Genomic DNA, 12,385 nt, shown 5'->3' on the forward strand with positions numbered 1-12,385 from the left:
TAGCTGTAATCGCTGCATCCATAAGTACTTTAAGAAGCTCTCTATGCTCTCTTACTACAAGCCAGAGCTTCTCAGGAATACTCATCACAAAGTGCCTATGAGGCACGTCAAACATAGCTTTGCTTAATCTCCAAGCCCAATCATCGGTATATCTCTTTCCACATTCAGAACATAACCTGCTGTTACAGCCTAAAGGCACCGGATGAGCTTCCTTACAGCGATCACACCAGCATATAAAACAGCCTCTATCTCCTCCTTTGCAAGACAGCATCTTCTGCACTTCTTCTATAACAACGTCACGAAGGTCATTGCGATGGTTGTACCAATACCTATCCCAATTGTGATTATCCAAAAAGATATCTCTTACTTTGTACTTAGAGCCTTTAAGCCAACCAATTTTTATAGGCAGAGATATATTCACTATTTGCGAAATTGTCATGGGCGAGATAAGAAAGATATCTTGAGCAATTAAGCTATCTCTCTTATCTCAAAATAACAAGAAGTTATAGTTTATATACAATGAAAAAGAGTAAAGCAATATTTCTCGATCGCGACGGCGTAATAAATAGAAACAGAGCTGATTATGTGAAAAATTGGCAGGAATTTGTTTTTCTGCCTAACGCAAAAGAAGCAATTAAACTGCTAACGGACAAAAATTTTAAGATAATAATTGTTACAAATCAATCTGCTGTTGGTAGAGAAATAATAACTGAAGAGCAATTACAAGAAATTCACAGGAAAATGGTTAAGGAGCTTGAAAAGGCTGGCGGGAAAATAGAAAAAATCTATTACTGTCCTCATGCGCCATGGGACAATTGCAAGTGTAGGAAGCCTAAACCTGGAATGCTTTTAAAAGCCTCTCAAGAGCTTGGAATTGATTTAAAAAAAGCTTTTTTTATAGGAGATGACAAAAAAGATTTAGAGGCTGGTAAAGCAGTTGGATGCAAAACTTTAATTGTAAATGAAAAAGAAGATGTTTTAGCAGTAGTAAAGAAAATTTTACAATTGACGAAAAAATAAAATATTTTCTGACCTATTACAGTAACAGAAAAAAAAATGAAAAGAGAAGATTTGCTCAATCGGCCAGTTATATCAATAGACCTTGAAAAAGTGACGTCAGTTAAAGATTTAGTAGAAAGTTTTAAATTTTCATCAATTCAAGCTAGAAATATTGCTAAATGCGCGCAAGTATACGAAAATATGCTGACTGACAAAGCTCGTCCCACCATATTTTTGGGTCTATCAGGACCTTTAATAGCAGGTGGTCTGAGAAAAGTTATTGCCGATATGATTGAGTATGGTATTGTAGATGTAATTGTAACTATTGGCGCAATACCTTATCAAGATTTTTACAATGCTCGAGGCTATAAGCATTACATAGGCAGTACGAATATAGACGATGTTATGCTGAGAGATTTTTATATCGATAGAATTTACGACACTTTTGTAGATGAAAGAAAGTTTCAAGAGACTGATTTAGAAATAGGTAGATTCGCAGCCAAGTTAGAGCAAAGAAGTTATTCTTCAAGAGAATTTTTGGAATTGTTAGGTAAAGAAGTCAAAGATTCTAACTCAATTATAGGGGCTGCTGTCAAACATAATGTACCAATCTTCTGCCCTACAATTCACGATAGCTCTATAGGAATAGGCCTGACTGAGTATTATGCACAACAAAAAAGAAAAGGCAAAAATTGCCTATCCATTGATTTGATAAGAGATAACTGGGAAATTGTACAGATAAAAATTAAATCCAAAAAGACAGGCGTAATTTATATTGGTGGAGGAGTTCCTAAAAACTACATTCAGCAGACCGCTGTTATAGGAGAAGTTTTAGGCTATAAACCGAAAGGTCACGATTATGCTTTCCAAATAACTACAGATTCTCCGCAGTGGGGTGGTCTTTCAGGCTGTACTTTAGAAGAGGCTCAATCTTGGGGTAAAATTGCAAAGAACGCAAAGAAGGCTTGCGCTTACGTAGAAGCTACAGTTGCACTACCTTTAATCGTTGGCTATATACTGCAGAAAGGCTTGCAGAAGAATAGAGAAAGGCTGAAGTTTTATTGGGATGGTGTGGAGCTAAAAAAGATAGCGAAATATTAAAAAATTATCACTTTTCAAATGCCTGGCGAACTAATAAAGGATTACGTGCTGATTCGAGACGAAAAAGAAGCAAGTAGAATTTATAATAAAGGTTATTATGGCGAAGTCCAATCAGGCGGAAGCTTAAAATTAGCTCTTATTGAAGCTACATTTCTTGCAGAGCTAGGTAGAATAGAAGTATTTAAAAGCAGTCAAAAATTAGAATTAAAAGATTTAGTCTTATACGCTACCGAGCTATACAAAGGCTTCGAAATTAAGTACACAGTTTATAGAGATTTTCGCCAGCGTGGATATGTAATTAAAGGCTTTAAAGAAATCGAGGGAATAGATTTCGAAGCTTATCCTCGTGGAGGCGCACCTAACAAAACCAAATCCAAGTTTTTGCTTGCTGCAATTTCAGAGCGCACCAAATTCAAAATAGAAGAGCTAACCAAACTTCTTGAAAATGCTAAAAGAGCAAGAAAGCAATTGTTGCTAGGAATTGTAGATGAAGAAGGTGATTTAACATATTACAGAGTTGCAAAAGTGGAGCCTAAATCCAAAGTAGAATTTCAAAAGCCTAGCAAAGTAGCGGAAGCTACTTTTCTTAAAGACCGCAGCATTGTCTGGAACAGCGCTCAAGCTGAAGAATTGCTGAAGACCGAATTTTACGGTAAGTCTTTAGGCAAAGCTCTACAACTTTCACTCACAGAGACTAGTTATCTTTTAGAAAAAGACTTGCTTGAAGTTAAAGATGCAAAAACAATGAAGCCTCTGACTTTTGATACTCTCTTTAATAAATCTAAAAAACTCCAGCCCGGCTTCGAGTTGAGCTTTAAAGCTTATAAAGATATGAAGAAGCGCGGTCTACTTGTAAAAACTGGGTTCAAGTACGGAACCCATTTTAGAGTTTACGACGATTTACCAGATAAAGTGCATGCCAGATATTTAGCGCATGCAGTCCCACAAGACTACATTTCTACATGGCCTGAGATAAGTAGAGCTGTAAGGCTGGCGCACGGAGTAAAAAAAGAAATATTGTTTGCAAGAGTTGGTGAGAAAGTGGAATATCTCAGGCTTGGAAGAGTAAGACCTTAAGAAAATATTAATATACGCAAAAAACAATTTAAAAAAATATGGCGTTAAAAGAGATATTAGCAGATAAAACCAAAAAAAGGACAATTGCGATTTTGGGTACAATAATATTAATACTGGCATGTGCAGGAGTGTTTTGGCATCAAGCAGCATCCACTCCTGTAAAAACTATTGAAGAGGAGCGCGAAGAAGAAAAGCTTCAAGAGCAAAAGCCTGAAGTTAAAGAAGAGCTTCTCTGCCAGAGCGACAGTGGCACAGACACTGCTACGACGCCAGGCGGGCCAGGCCCCGTCCTTATTATATATTATATAACGGAAATTTTTATAGTTGGAAACGAGACGCCAAGAAACGCTACTGTAAGAATAGAATGGTCAAGGCGTGCCGCAGATTTGGATCTTTACGTAGTCGATGCTGAAAACAACATAATAGGAAGCTCTACAGAGGGCCCTAGAACTTACGTAGAAGTTGTAGAACTTAATGCAGCTGATATTAAGGGTGGCGCTGAGGGTCAGTGGAAATTGTGGGTTTACTACTATATGGGTGTTGGGCCAGTAACGTACGATTGGTCTTATGCTTATTATTACTACGCTGCTAACGTCACAGGGTAGAGCTTGATGGAAGAGCGTCTGCCTATCGGTATAGAAGGTACAGGTGAGGGTAAGGAAATAAGCGTAGGGGTTGTAATCGCGATTATTGGTATTGTCGTTGCAACATGCTTGGCTATTTATTTCTTAGCACCTTGGTTAAAACCAGCAGAGGAAAGAATCGAGAACAAGCCACCTATTGCCGATTTCGTCTATTCTCCAAAAGAGCCTGTAATAAAAAATACGATAATGTTTGCTGATACCTCAATCGATGAAGATGGCTGGATAGTTAACCGGACTTGGGATTTCGGCGATGGCAATTTTAGTTATACTTTAGACACTACCCATCAATATCTAGTTGCCGGCAATTATAGTGTAACTCTTAGTGTAACTGATAATAATAATACAACTAGTAGCAAGACGAATACCATCCGAGTTGTAGACCATTATTACTTTAAAAATAGCAGCAGTATTCAAGGCTCTTCGCCAGAGTTTACAGAAAATACTTGGGTAAAATTTCCTTTTAGCATCTATCAACATGCAGGCTGGCTCAATATTACTTTGAACTATACAGTAACTGGCCTCAGGGATTCCCAAATAAACCTATATCTTCTTTATCATGATATAAGGAATAATACTACAGTGTACGTAAGAAACATTACACCTGCACCTGAAGGAGAAAAAACTGTGATGAGTTTGCTTGAAGAAGAAATTGCAACAGTTGGCTACGGATCCTGGGGTATTATTCTGCATCATTACAGTGAGACTGTTGCACCCTTCAATACTGCCACTTATACTTTGACTATTCGTATAGATTATCAGTAGCTAATTCTATATCTTAACAAAGCTCCTATACCGCCTAAACTCTCCATTTTTTTACCGCTATCATGTAATGTAGAAATAATTACAGATTTTGCCTTAGTAGCTTTCGCACGTTTAAAAAGCTCTTCTGCTTCGCCACTCCTTATAAGCTTATCAATCACAAGTAAAGTTTCAACAGCACCTTGCTCTAAAGCGGTTCTAACTTCATTTCTACCATATGCGCAGTTGCCATTTTTAGCTAGTTCATCAAATAATTTTTCAACCAACTGAGTTTCAAGTGCAACTCTTGCGTCTTGCAATACTTTAACAGAAAACCCCTTCTTTAAAATTTCATTTATACCTGCAATTCCTGCGCTACCTGCACTTTCTAGATAGCAATTTTTAGAAAGTTCTTTTTCTCTTTCTTTTACAAACTTAAAAAACTCTTCTTTAGCAAATCCAGGACCTAAAACAATTACTGGTAAATCCTCGCGTCTCAGACCCTTAAGTTTTACTAAAACTTCGTTATAAAAATTTTCTTTGTAATCTTTCGTTAAATAATATTTTCCAGAAATTGCTGAGCTAATAGTTGCTACATGCTCTATACCATAGGAATGGAGCAATGAAAAAGTGGCTTCGTTATAATCCAGTGCTAAAAATATTATTTTTGGCTTTTTACTTTCTTTAATAGCTTCTTCTAACTGCGTTAATACACTCTCAGACCAATCTTTTACAATAGTTATTCTATCGCCCACACAAAAATTAAGAGTATGATAGGAGCCTATATCAACTGCACCTTCTTCAATTTTGCCGAGCACCCTCAAAATATCTGAGAACTCATGGAACTCTACTTTATCTACCCTTACTCCCAACACCATTTTCTTCTTTTCTCCGCGATCGGGTCTTAATTTGTCAAGTGCTTTTTCTCGCCTGTAGGTTGTGCCCAGAACCAAATTTTGCGCAGAAATCAAATTATACAGATACCACAAATCATCTAAATTCTCTATTTGGAGTTTTACCTTGCCTGCTTTAAAATCTTTATGTAAAATTCTCATTCTATAGCTTTCTTTATGCTCCTATCCAGAATTTCAACTCCCATATCTACCTCCCTTCTCGTAATGTTTAGAGGAGGAATGTATCTTATGCCAGAAATCCCGCAAGGGAGTAGTATAAGCCCTTTTTCGTATGCGTTTTTTAGAATTCTGTCCCTTAATTTAATTGCGTGCTTTTTGGTCTTTCTATCTTCTACAAACTCAGTTACTTGCATCAAGCCAAGACCTCTTACATCACCTATGCACTTATATTTATCACTTAATTCCAGCAACCTCTTTTTCAAATGCTCACCAACAACACTTGCATTTTTTACAAGTCCATCTTTCTCTATTACCTCAATTGTAGCAAGAGCGCTAGCGCAAGCAACTAAATTTCCGCCGTAAGTATTAGAATGAGCTCCTTTAACTTTAAAATCAAGTTCTTTTCTGAAAATGCAAACTCCTATTGGCATTCCAGAGCCTAGCGCTTTTGCAACTGTAATAATATCAGGCTCTATATCGTAATGCTCTATACAGAACATTTTACCAGTCCTTCCTAGGCCTGCTTGTATTTCATCATCTACTAACAAAATTTTATATTTATCCGCTATTTTTTTAAGTTCTGGAATGAATTCTTTAGGTGGAAATATATAACCCCCTTCACCTTGGACAGGCTCTACAAACAAAGCAGCTACTTCTTGAGGCGGTAAGCTTGTCTTAAAATAAAGCTCTTCAATTATTTTAGCGCACCACAAATCGCAATCTGGGTAGGTCTGCTTGTAAGGGCAGCGATAGCAATACGCATAAGGTATATGGTTTACTCCAGGCGTTAGAGGAAAGAACCTATCTCTTTGTACAATCTTGCTCGCTGTCAGTGCTAAAGAGCCTAAAGTTCTGCCATGAAATGCGCCTAAAAAGCTTATGAACTGCTTTCGATCACTCTGCCATCTTGCAATTTTAATAGCGCATTCTATAGCCTCAGTGCCTGAATTTGTAAAGAATACTTTTTTATCAAAATTGCCTGGTGTTATGCTAACGAGCTTCTGTGCAAGCCTTACTTGAATATCATAATAAAAATCGGTACCTGCAAAATGTATTAACTGAGATGCTTGCTCTTTAATAGCACGAACAATTTCAGGATGACAATGCCCTGTGTTGGTTACACCTACACCGCATGTAAAGTCCAAATAAACATTGCCATCAACATCTTCTACAAAAGCGCCCTCAGCTCTTTTAGCAACTATAGGAGAGGTTTTCGTAGAAGTAGCTAAATATCTGTGATCAAGCTCTATTATTTTCCTAGCATTCATCCCTGGCGGCTTTGTTTTAATAGATAATCTAAGCATTTTTTTTCACCTGTAAGGTAGAAATAACGCTCGTAACTAAAATATTTTCTTATCTTTCGCACATTTTAAATAATGCAAATTCAATTCATACCTGCGATGGCTCGTACTGTTTGCTTGCCTGTAGCAATTGGCGCAAAGTTGATTTTAAAAAGGAAACTCAAACTTACCGGGGTACATATTCCTGTGCTCCCTGTAATTTATAATCCCATACTTGAGGAGCTTGAGCGTCTAGTAATTGCATTTAAAAATGAGAGCGCTTTGTGTTAAAGCCCCTAAACAAGAGGCTGAGCTTGTAAGAGAGAAACTTCTTAGGTTAGGGGTGCTAATAAGAAATTTGAAAATAAAGAGAGATGATTTTTTTGTATACATACCTGTTTCAGAGAAAGTCGAGCTGGGATACGAGCTTTTAGAGCTTGAGCTCGAGCCTGTAGCTAAAGAATTAAGAGATTATAAAGAGCTTTTGAAGTTGCCTGAGGAGTTGCACGACCTACTCCCAAAATCTTTCGATATTATCGGCGATATCTGTGTAATTAAGCTCGATAATAGCCTTTTGAGTTATAAAAAAGAAATAGGTAATGCGCTACTTAAAACTCTTAAAAATTTGAGGGTTGTGTGCACTGATAGCGGTGTAAAAGAAGAGCTAAGAGTACGACACCTTGAAATTATTGCTGGCGAAAACAGGACTCGAGCCTTGCATACAGAGCATGGTATAAAACTGAGGTTAGATATTGCCAAAGTATATTTCTCACCTAGACTGGCGAGTGAGCACTATAGAGTTGCAAAGCAAGTTAAAGAAGGCGAAATTATTATAGATATGTTTGCAGGCGTAGGAGGCTTTTCTATAATGATTGCAAAGCATAGAAAGCCCGAAAAAATTTATGCAATTGATTTGAATCCTTATGCTATAGAATATTTAAAAGAGAATATAAAGCTCAACAAAGTAAGTAATATTTTGCCGTTATCTGGTGATGCGAAGGAGCTAATTAAAGCCAAAAAAACTGAGAAGGCTGATAGAATAATAATGGACTTGCCTTTAGGAGCTTTTGAGTTTTTTGATTGCGCATTAGAAGCTCTAAAAGATTTTGGAATAATTCATTATTATGAAATTATCGAGAGAGGTTATATAAGCGATAGGCTCTCGCAGCTTGAAGCTCAATGTAAAAAATTTAACTACAGAATGGAAGTAGGAGAGCTAAGAACAATTAAGAGCTATTCTGCAACCGAAGTCCATGTTGGGATTGATTTAAAACTGCAAAAATGCGTAAAATAGTTTGAAGTGGAAAGCCGCCGGAGGGGATTGAACCCCCGACCTGCTGATCTAGCGCAGCCAAGCGTCAGTCATTTTCTTTCTCTTTGAAAAAGAGAGAGAAAAGGCTGTTACAAGTCAGCTGCTCTATAGTGGAATGAGGCACTCTTTGTAAACCTTGCTACTACCACTGAGCTACGGCGGCTATGCGGGTGCCGGGATTTGGACCCGGGTTTTGGGCTTGGCAAGCCCAAGTGATAGACCAGACTACACTACACCCGCAAAGTTTTCTTACAAGAGCCCTATTTCCCCATTACTATTTCAATCGATGATATGTTCGTTGTCCTGCCTTCTTCTGTTGTAAGAGGTTCTGTGCCTATACTTATATTCTTTATTTTCGCCTCTGTGATAAATCTGTTTCTTACGATTTCTGCTACATCGACTGCTCTGCTTATGGCTCTGCCCCTTGCTTTTAATACTACCTCACTGCTCCCAGAGTTAAATTGCGTAACCACTGCCAGCACGTAGTTCATCGCAGGCTTATTACCCACGAACACAACGTTTTCTTCAGCCATTTTATTTACCTCCTTTGTGTTTTTTTTTGTTTTTGAGTAGAATATTGCTCTTTTTATAGTTTAACCACAACTAAAGTTTCTGTAGATACTACTCCTTCTACTTGTCTCAATCCACGAACGACTGTGGTGAGTATGTCTGTAATATATTCGCTCTCTATTTTAGCAATTATATCGTAAGCGCCCGTAACAATAGATACTTCTTTCACGTTTTTAAATTCGGCAATTTTTGAAGCTACACTTTCTACAGTACCGGAAGCTACTTTTATTAGTACGTATACGAATTCCATAGCTGCTCACTCAAGCGAAATTGCACCGTTAGGACAGGCCTCAGTGCAGGCACCGCATTCCACACATTCGTCATTATTAACTTTTGCATGTCCATTAACTGTTATTGCGTTTACAGGACAAACTTCGGTACAAGCGCCACAGCCGTCACAGTTTTCTATAGTTACGTGAGCAGGCATTTTTGTCAGGTAGTAGAATTGGCAAACGAGCTTATAATATTTGTGGTATTTTTGATATGAGCGATAATAAGATGTATTAGTAAACTAATATTGTCTTATAGAAGTGCTATGTATGATAAGATAATAATACCCACAGACGGCTCAGAGCAAGCCAAAGAGGCGGTAAAGCAGGCATTGGAAATAGCAAAAGCACTTAAAGCAAAAGTTTTAGCTTTATATGTAATAGACACAACAGCATTTTCAGCGATACCAAAAGATGCTCTAACCACAGATATTCACTCAATATTGCTCAGAAACGCTCAAGAAGCTGTAAATTATATTGTAAGAGAATGTAAGAAGCTAGGTATTTTTGTGGAGTCCAAAATTGCAGAAGGAGTACCTTCTGAGGAGATAATAAAAAGTGCATCGCCAAACGATTTAATAGTCATTGGCACTAAAGGAAGGAGCGGAGTTGTACGCTTACTATTAGGAAGCGTTGCAGAGAATGTAGTTCGTCATGCTAAATGCCATGTATTAGTTGTGAGAAAATGAAAGTTGAAGATATAATGACAAAAGAGGCTTTGGTAGCTGAGGTCCCTGGTAGCAGATATGATGTTTTAAGGCTATTTGCTAAATTTAATATTTCAGGCGTGCCTGTTGTCAACAAGACTAAAGAGCTTGTAGGTATTGTTACAAGAAAAGATATTTTTAGAAACAAAGAAGAAGATCAGCTCGCATTGATAATGACTAAAAATCCTATCTCAGTAACCCCTGAAGATAATATCAAAAAGGCATCCAAAATATTATATGATAAAAAAATTCATCGCTTACCTGTAGTAACAAACAAAAAAGTTGTTGGTATACTAACTGTGAAAGATTTACTTAAAATCCTTGCAAGGAGCAAGAAGGATTCTCACGTACCTGTAAAGAGTTGCGTGCCTATCTATATCTCTACACCGCTACCGCTAGCCATGGAAATAATAAATATTACTGGCGAATATGCTCTGCCAGTTGTAGATAAAGATTGTAAACTTGTAGGTATAGTCACAGACAGAGATCTCTCAAAGGCTGCTAAAGTAGACGTTAGATCAGCAATTGCAACATTAGGCATGGGTATCGATGATGATCCTTGGACCTGGGAAGGCTTGAGAAATATAATGAAATTTTATTACGACATATCAAAGGTGCATCTGCCTAGCGTTTCTGTAGCCAAAGTTATGGCTACGGAGGTAGTCACAGCAACAACACTTACGAGAGTAAGCGAAGCAGCCAGGAATATGGTAGAGCATGACCTTAATCAGCTCCCAGTAATAACCAGAGGAAGAAAGCTTTTAGGAATGGTCTACGATCTAGATTTGCTGAAATATCTGAAGTGATCAAATGGAAGCATCTAAGATATGGAGTATTGCAAAGAAACGCGGCTTTGTGTGGGGTTCCAGCGAAATTTATGGCGGCATTGCCGGCTTCTATGATTATGCACATTTAGGTGCAGCAGTTAAAAGAAAATGGGAAGATCTATGGCTGAAATATTTTCTTAAGTTGGGTGATTATTATTTTATAGACTCTGCAAACGTTCTACCTGCAAAATGCCTTAAAGCAAGTGGTCATGAAGAGCATTTCGCAGATATTTTAGTAGAGTGCAATAGATGCAATAATATTTTCAAAGCTGATTTGCTGATAGAAGAACAGACTGGTAAAAGTGCAGAAGCTCTGACAGTTAGCGAAATTAATGAGCAAACGAAAGCTCTACAAATAAAATGCCCTGAGTGTAAAACTCCTAGTTTAGGTCAGGCAACGCTTTTCAACATGATGTTCCCTGTAAGCATAGGTACGAAGCAAGTTGAAGAAGCTTATTTAAGGCCTGAGACTGCGCAAGGAGTTTATCTTAATTTTAAAAGGGAGTTTGAAGCGCTGAGAAAGAAGCTGCCTTTAGGACTGGCGATTATAGGAAGGGCTTATCGTAATGAAATTTCACCACGGCAAGGCATGTATAGACTGAGAGAGCTCACTCAAGCAGAGCTCCAGATTTTTTTCGATCCTAATAAATTCGATTCTCAAATAGATTTTAAAGAATTGGAAGATTATAAAATTAGATTACAGCTTGTCGAAGACAGAGAAAAAAATAAAACTTCAATAGTAGATTGTAAAGAGCTCATCCAGCGCTTGCCCAGATATTATGTTTATCATCTTGCAAAATGTCAGCAGTTTTATTTAGATGCACTTAAAGTGCCAATACAGAAATTTAGATTCTATGAAAAATCAGAAAAAGAAAGAGCTTTCTATACAAAAATCCATTTCGATATAGAACTGAATTTAGAGACTCTAGGTGGATTTAGAGAAGTAGCTGGAGTTCACTATAGGAGTGACTACGATTTAAAAAGACATCAAGAATACAGTGGCGAAAGTCTTGAGGTAAATATTGGAAGTAGGAAGTTTATACCTCACGTGCTAGAGCTTAGTTTTGGCGTAGATCGCAATATTTGGGCTTTGTTTGATTTGTTCTTTGCTGAAGAAAAAGGAAGGACAATATTAAAATTGCCTGCTAAGCTTGCACCACACCAACTTGGTGTTTTCCCGCTTGTGAACAAAGACAATTTGCCTGATAAAGCAACTGAAATTTACAAAGCGCTTAAAAAGAAGTTTGATGTTTTCTACGACGATTCCGGCTCAATAGGTAGAAGATATGCAAGAATGGACGAAATAGGCACACCTTTTGGAATTACAATAGATTATCAAACTTTTGAAGATGGTACTGTGACAATAAGGGAAAGGGATTCTACCAAGCAGGTAAGAGTGAAAGTCGATGAGTTAGCGCAAGTGATTAGAGGGCTTGTTGATGAAGAGCTTAAGTTTGAAGACATTGTTCGGACACAGTAGTAGGTATAACAAAAGATAACAGTAGCATAGCAATATGATGGAGCTAGGATGAATATCTTTCAAGACTAACTCCTGCAGCTCCGGGTAGAAACATTGTAGTTACCGCTCTCAAAAGTCTCTAGCGCTCAATCAAATCCAATCCAAGCCTCTTACCATAGTCATAAGCTTCTCCAAATTCTCTCAAAGTTAATCTTCTGTTTATATCCTCATACTCATGCGCTCTATACTCAGGCCTGTATTGCGCCATAACATTAACTCTAACATTTTCTAAGCTCAAATTATTTGCAACCCAGTCGAGGATAGGCTTG

Annotated in this window: 17 protein-coding genes and 2 tRNA genes; 10 read left to right on the top strand and 9 right to left on the bottom strand. The window is 37.6% G+C overall.

Annotated elements, in window-relative coordinates; genetic code table 11:
* Positions 1–439: transposase zinc-binding domain-containing protein (locus QMD21_05055; protein ID MDI6856132.1), on the bottom strand; the 439-nt coding region annotated here is incomplete at its 3' end.
* Between the two features lie 80 nt (positions 440–519).
* Here QMD21_05055 and gmhB point away from each other — a divergent pair.
* The 5 genes from gmhB to QMD21_05080 are packed head-to-tail and all read left to right on the top strand — an operon-like array spanning position 520 to position 4,583.
* Positions 520–1,020, top strand: coding sequence for a D-glycero-beta-D-manno-heptose 1,7-bisphosphate 7-phosphatase (gmhB, locus tag QMD21_05060; protein MDI6856133.1), 501 nt, complete (start codon positions 520–522; stop codon positions 1,018–1,020).
* A 36-nt stretch (positions 1,021–1,056) separates the two neighbouring features.
* Entirely contained in the window at positions 1,057–2,100 is a 1,044-nt protein-coding gene (locus QMD21_05065; GenBank protein MDI6856134.1) for a deoxyhypusine synthase family protein, read from the top strand.
* Between the two features lie 18 nt (positions 2,101–2,118).
* Positions 2,119–3,177 (top strand): tRNA-intron lyase, encoded by a 1,059-nt coding sequence (gene endA, locus QMD21_05070; GenBank protein ID MDI6856135.1) that lies wholly within the window; start codon positions 2,119–2,121, stop codon positions 3,175–3,177.
* A gap of 38 nt (positions 3,178–3,215) precedes the next feature.
* Positions 3,216–3,782 carry a hypothetical protein gene (locus QMD21_05075; protein ID MDI6856136.1) on the top strand — a complete coding sequence of 189 codons (567 nt, stop codon included), beginning with the start codon at positions 3,216–3,218 and terminating at the stop codon, positions 3,780–3,782.
* 6 nt (positions 3,783–3,788) lie between these two features.
* Entirely contained in the window at positions 3,789–4,583 is a 795-nt protein-coding gene (locus QMD21_05080; GenBank protein MDI6856137.1) for a PKD domain-containing protein, read from the top strand.
* Here the strand turns inward: QMD21_05080 and QMD21_05085 are convergent.
* Entirely contained in the window at positions 4,577–5,614 is a 1,038-nt protein-coding gene (locus QMD21_05085; protein MDI6856138.1) for an mRNA surveillance protein pelota, read from the bottom strand. The two genes, QMD21_05080 and QMD21_05085, sit on opposite strands and share 7 nt — an antisense overlap.
* A complete protein-coding gene (locus QMD21_05090) occupies positions 5,611–6,936 on the bottom strand; it encodes an acetyl ornithine aminotransferase family protein (protein ID MDI6856139.1) in 1,326 nt (441 codons plus the stop codon). Before QMD21_05090 ends, QMD21_05085 begins: the two co-directional genes overlap by 4 nt.
* A 72-nt stretch (positions 6,937–7,008) precedes the next feature.
* Between QMD21_05090 and QMD21_05095 the strand changes: the two genes are divergently transcribed.
* Both QMD21_05095 and QMD21_05100 read left to right on the top strand, forming a co-directional pair.
* On the top strand, positions 7,009–7,203 hold the full coding sequence (locus tag QMD21_05095; protein MDI6856140.1) for a saccharopine dehydrogenase C-terminal domain-containing protein: 195 nt from the start codon (positions 7,009–7,011) through the stop codon (positions 7,201–7,203).
* Entirely contained in the window at positions 7,172–8,206 is a 1,035-nt protein-coding gene (locus QMD21_05100) for a class I SAM-dependent methyltransferase family protein (protein MDI6856141.1), read from the top strand. Before QMD21_05095 ends, QMD21_05100 begins: the two co-directional genes overlap by 32 nt.
* 12 nt (positions 8,207–8,218) lie before the next feature.
* Here the strand turns inward: QMD21_05100 and QMD21_05105 are convergent.
* From QMD21_05105 to QMD21_05125, 5 genes are all read right to left on the bottom strand, one after another.
* Positions 8,219–8,387, bottom strand: a tRNA-Thr gene (locus QMD21_05105).
* 2 nt (positions 8,388–8,389) lie between these two features.
* Positions 8,390–8,464: transfer RNA gene (locus tag QMD21_05110), tRNA-Gly, on the bottom strand.
* A 20-nt stretch (positions 8,465–8,484) separates the two neighbouring features.
* Positions 8,485–8,757, bottom strand: a complete 273-nt coding sequence (gene albA / locus QMD21_05115; protein ID MDI6856142.1) for a DNA-binding protein Alba — start codon at positions 8,755–8,757, stop codon at positions 8,485–8,487.
* A gap of 53 nt (positions 8,758–8,810) precedes the next feature.
* On the bottom strand, positions 8,811–9,044 hold the full coding sequence (locus QMD21_05120) for an Lrp/AsnC ligand binding domain-containing protein (GenBank protein MDI6856143.1): 234 nt from the start codon (positions 9,042–9,044) through the stop codon (positions 8,811–8,813).
* 6 nt (positions 9,045–9,050) lie between these two features.
* Positions 9,051–9,221 (bottom strand): 4Fe-4S binding protein, encoded by a 171-nt coding sequence (locus QMD21_05125; protein MDI6856144.1) that lies wholly within the window; start codon positions 9,219–9,221, stop codon positions 9,051–9,053.
* A 108-nt stretch (positions 9,222–9,329) separates the two neighbouring features.
* On the opposite strand from QMD21_05125, the gene QMD21_05130 reads away from it, so the two are divergent.
* The 3 genes from QMD21_05130 to glyS are packed head-to-tail and all read left to right on the top strand — an operon-like array spanning position 9,330 to position 12,077.
* On the top strand, positions 9,330–9,752 hold the full coding sequence (locus QMD21_05130; protein ID MDI6856145.1) for a universal stress protein: 423 nt from the start codon (positions 9,330–9,332) through the stop codon (positions 9,750–9,752).
* Positions 9,749–10,576, top strand: coding sequence for a CBS domain-containing protein (locus tag QMD21_05135; GenBank protein MDI6856146.1), 828 nt, complete (start codon positions 9,749–9,751; stop codon positions 10,574–10,576). The genes QMD21_05130 and QMD21_05135 overlap by 4 nt, the downstream gene beginning before the upstream one ends.
* 4 nt (positions 10,577–10,580) lie before the next feature.
* Complete coding sequence (gene glyS / locus QMD21_05140) at positions 10,581–12,077, top strand: glycine--tRNA ligase (GenBank protein ID MDI6856147.1); 1,497 nt, start codon at positions 10,581–10,583, stop codon at positions 12,075–12,077.
* Positions 12,078–12,195: 118 nt separating this feature from the next.
* On the opposite strand, the gene QMD21_05145 is transcribed toward glyS, so the two are convergent.
* The coding region (locus QMD21_05145; protein ID MDI6856148.1) for a hypothetical protein at positions 12,196–12,385 on the bottom strand (190 nt) is incomplete at its 5' end.

The sequence above is a fragment of the Candidatus Thermoplasmatota archaeon genome (assembly GCA_030018475.1).
Taxonomy (GTDB): Archaea; Thermoplasmatota; JASEFT01; order JASEFT01; family JASEFT01; genus JASEFT01.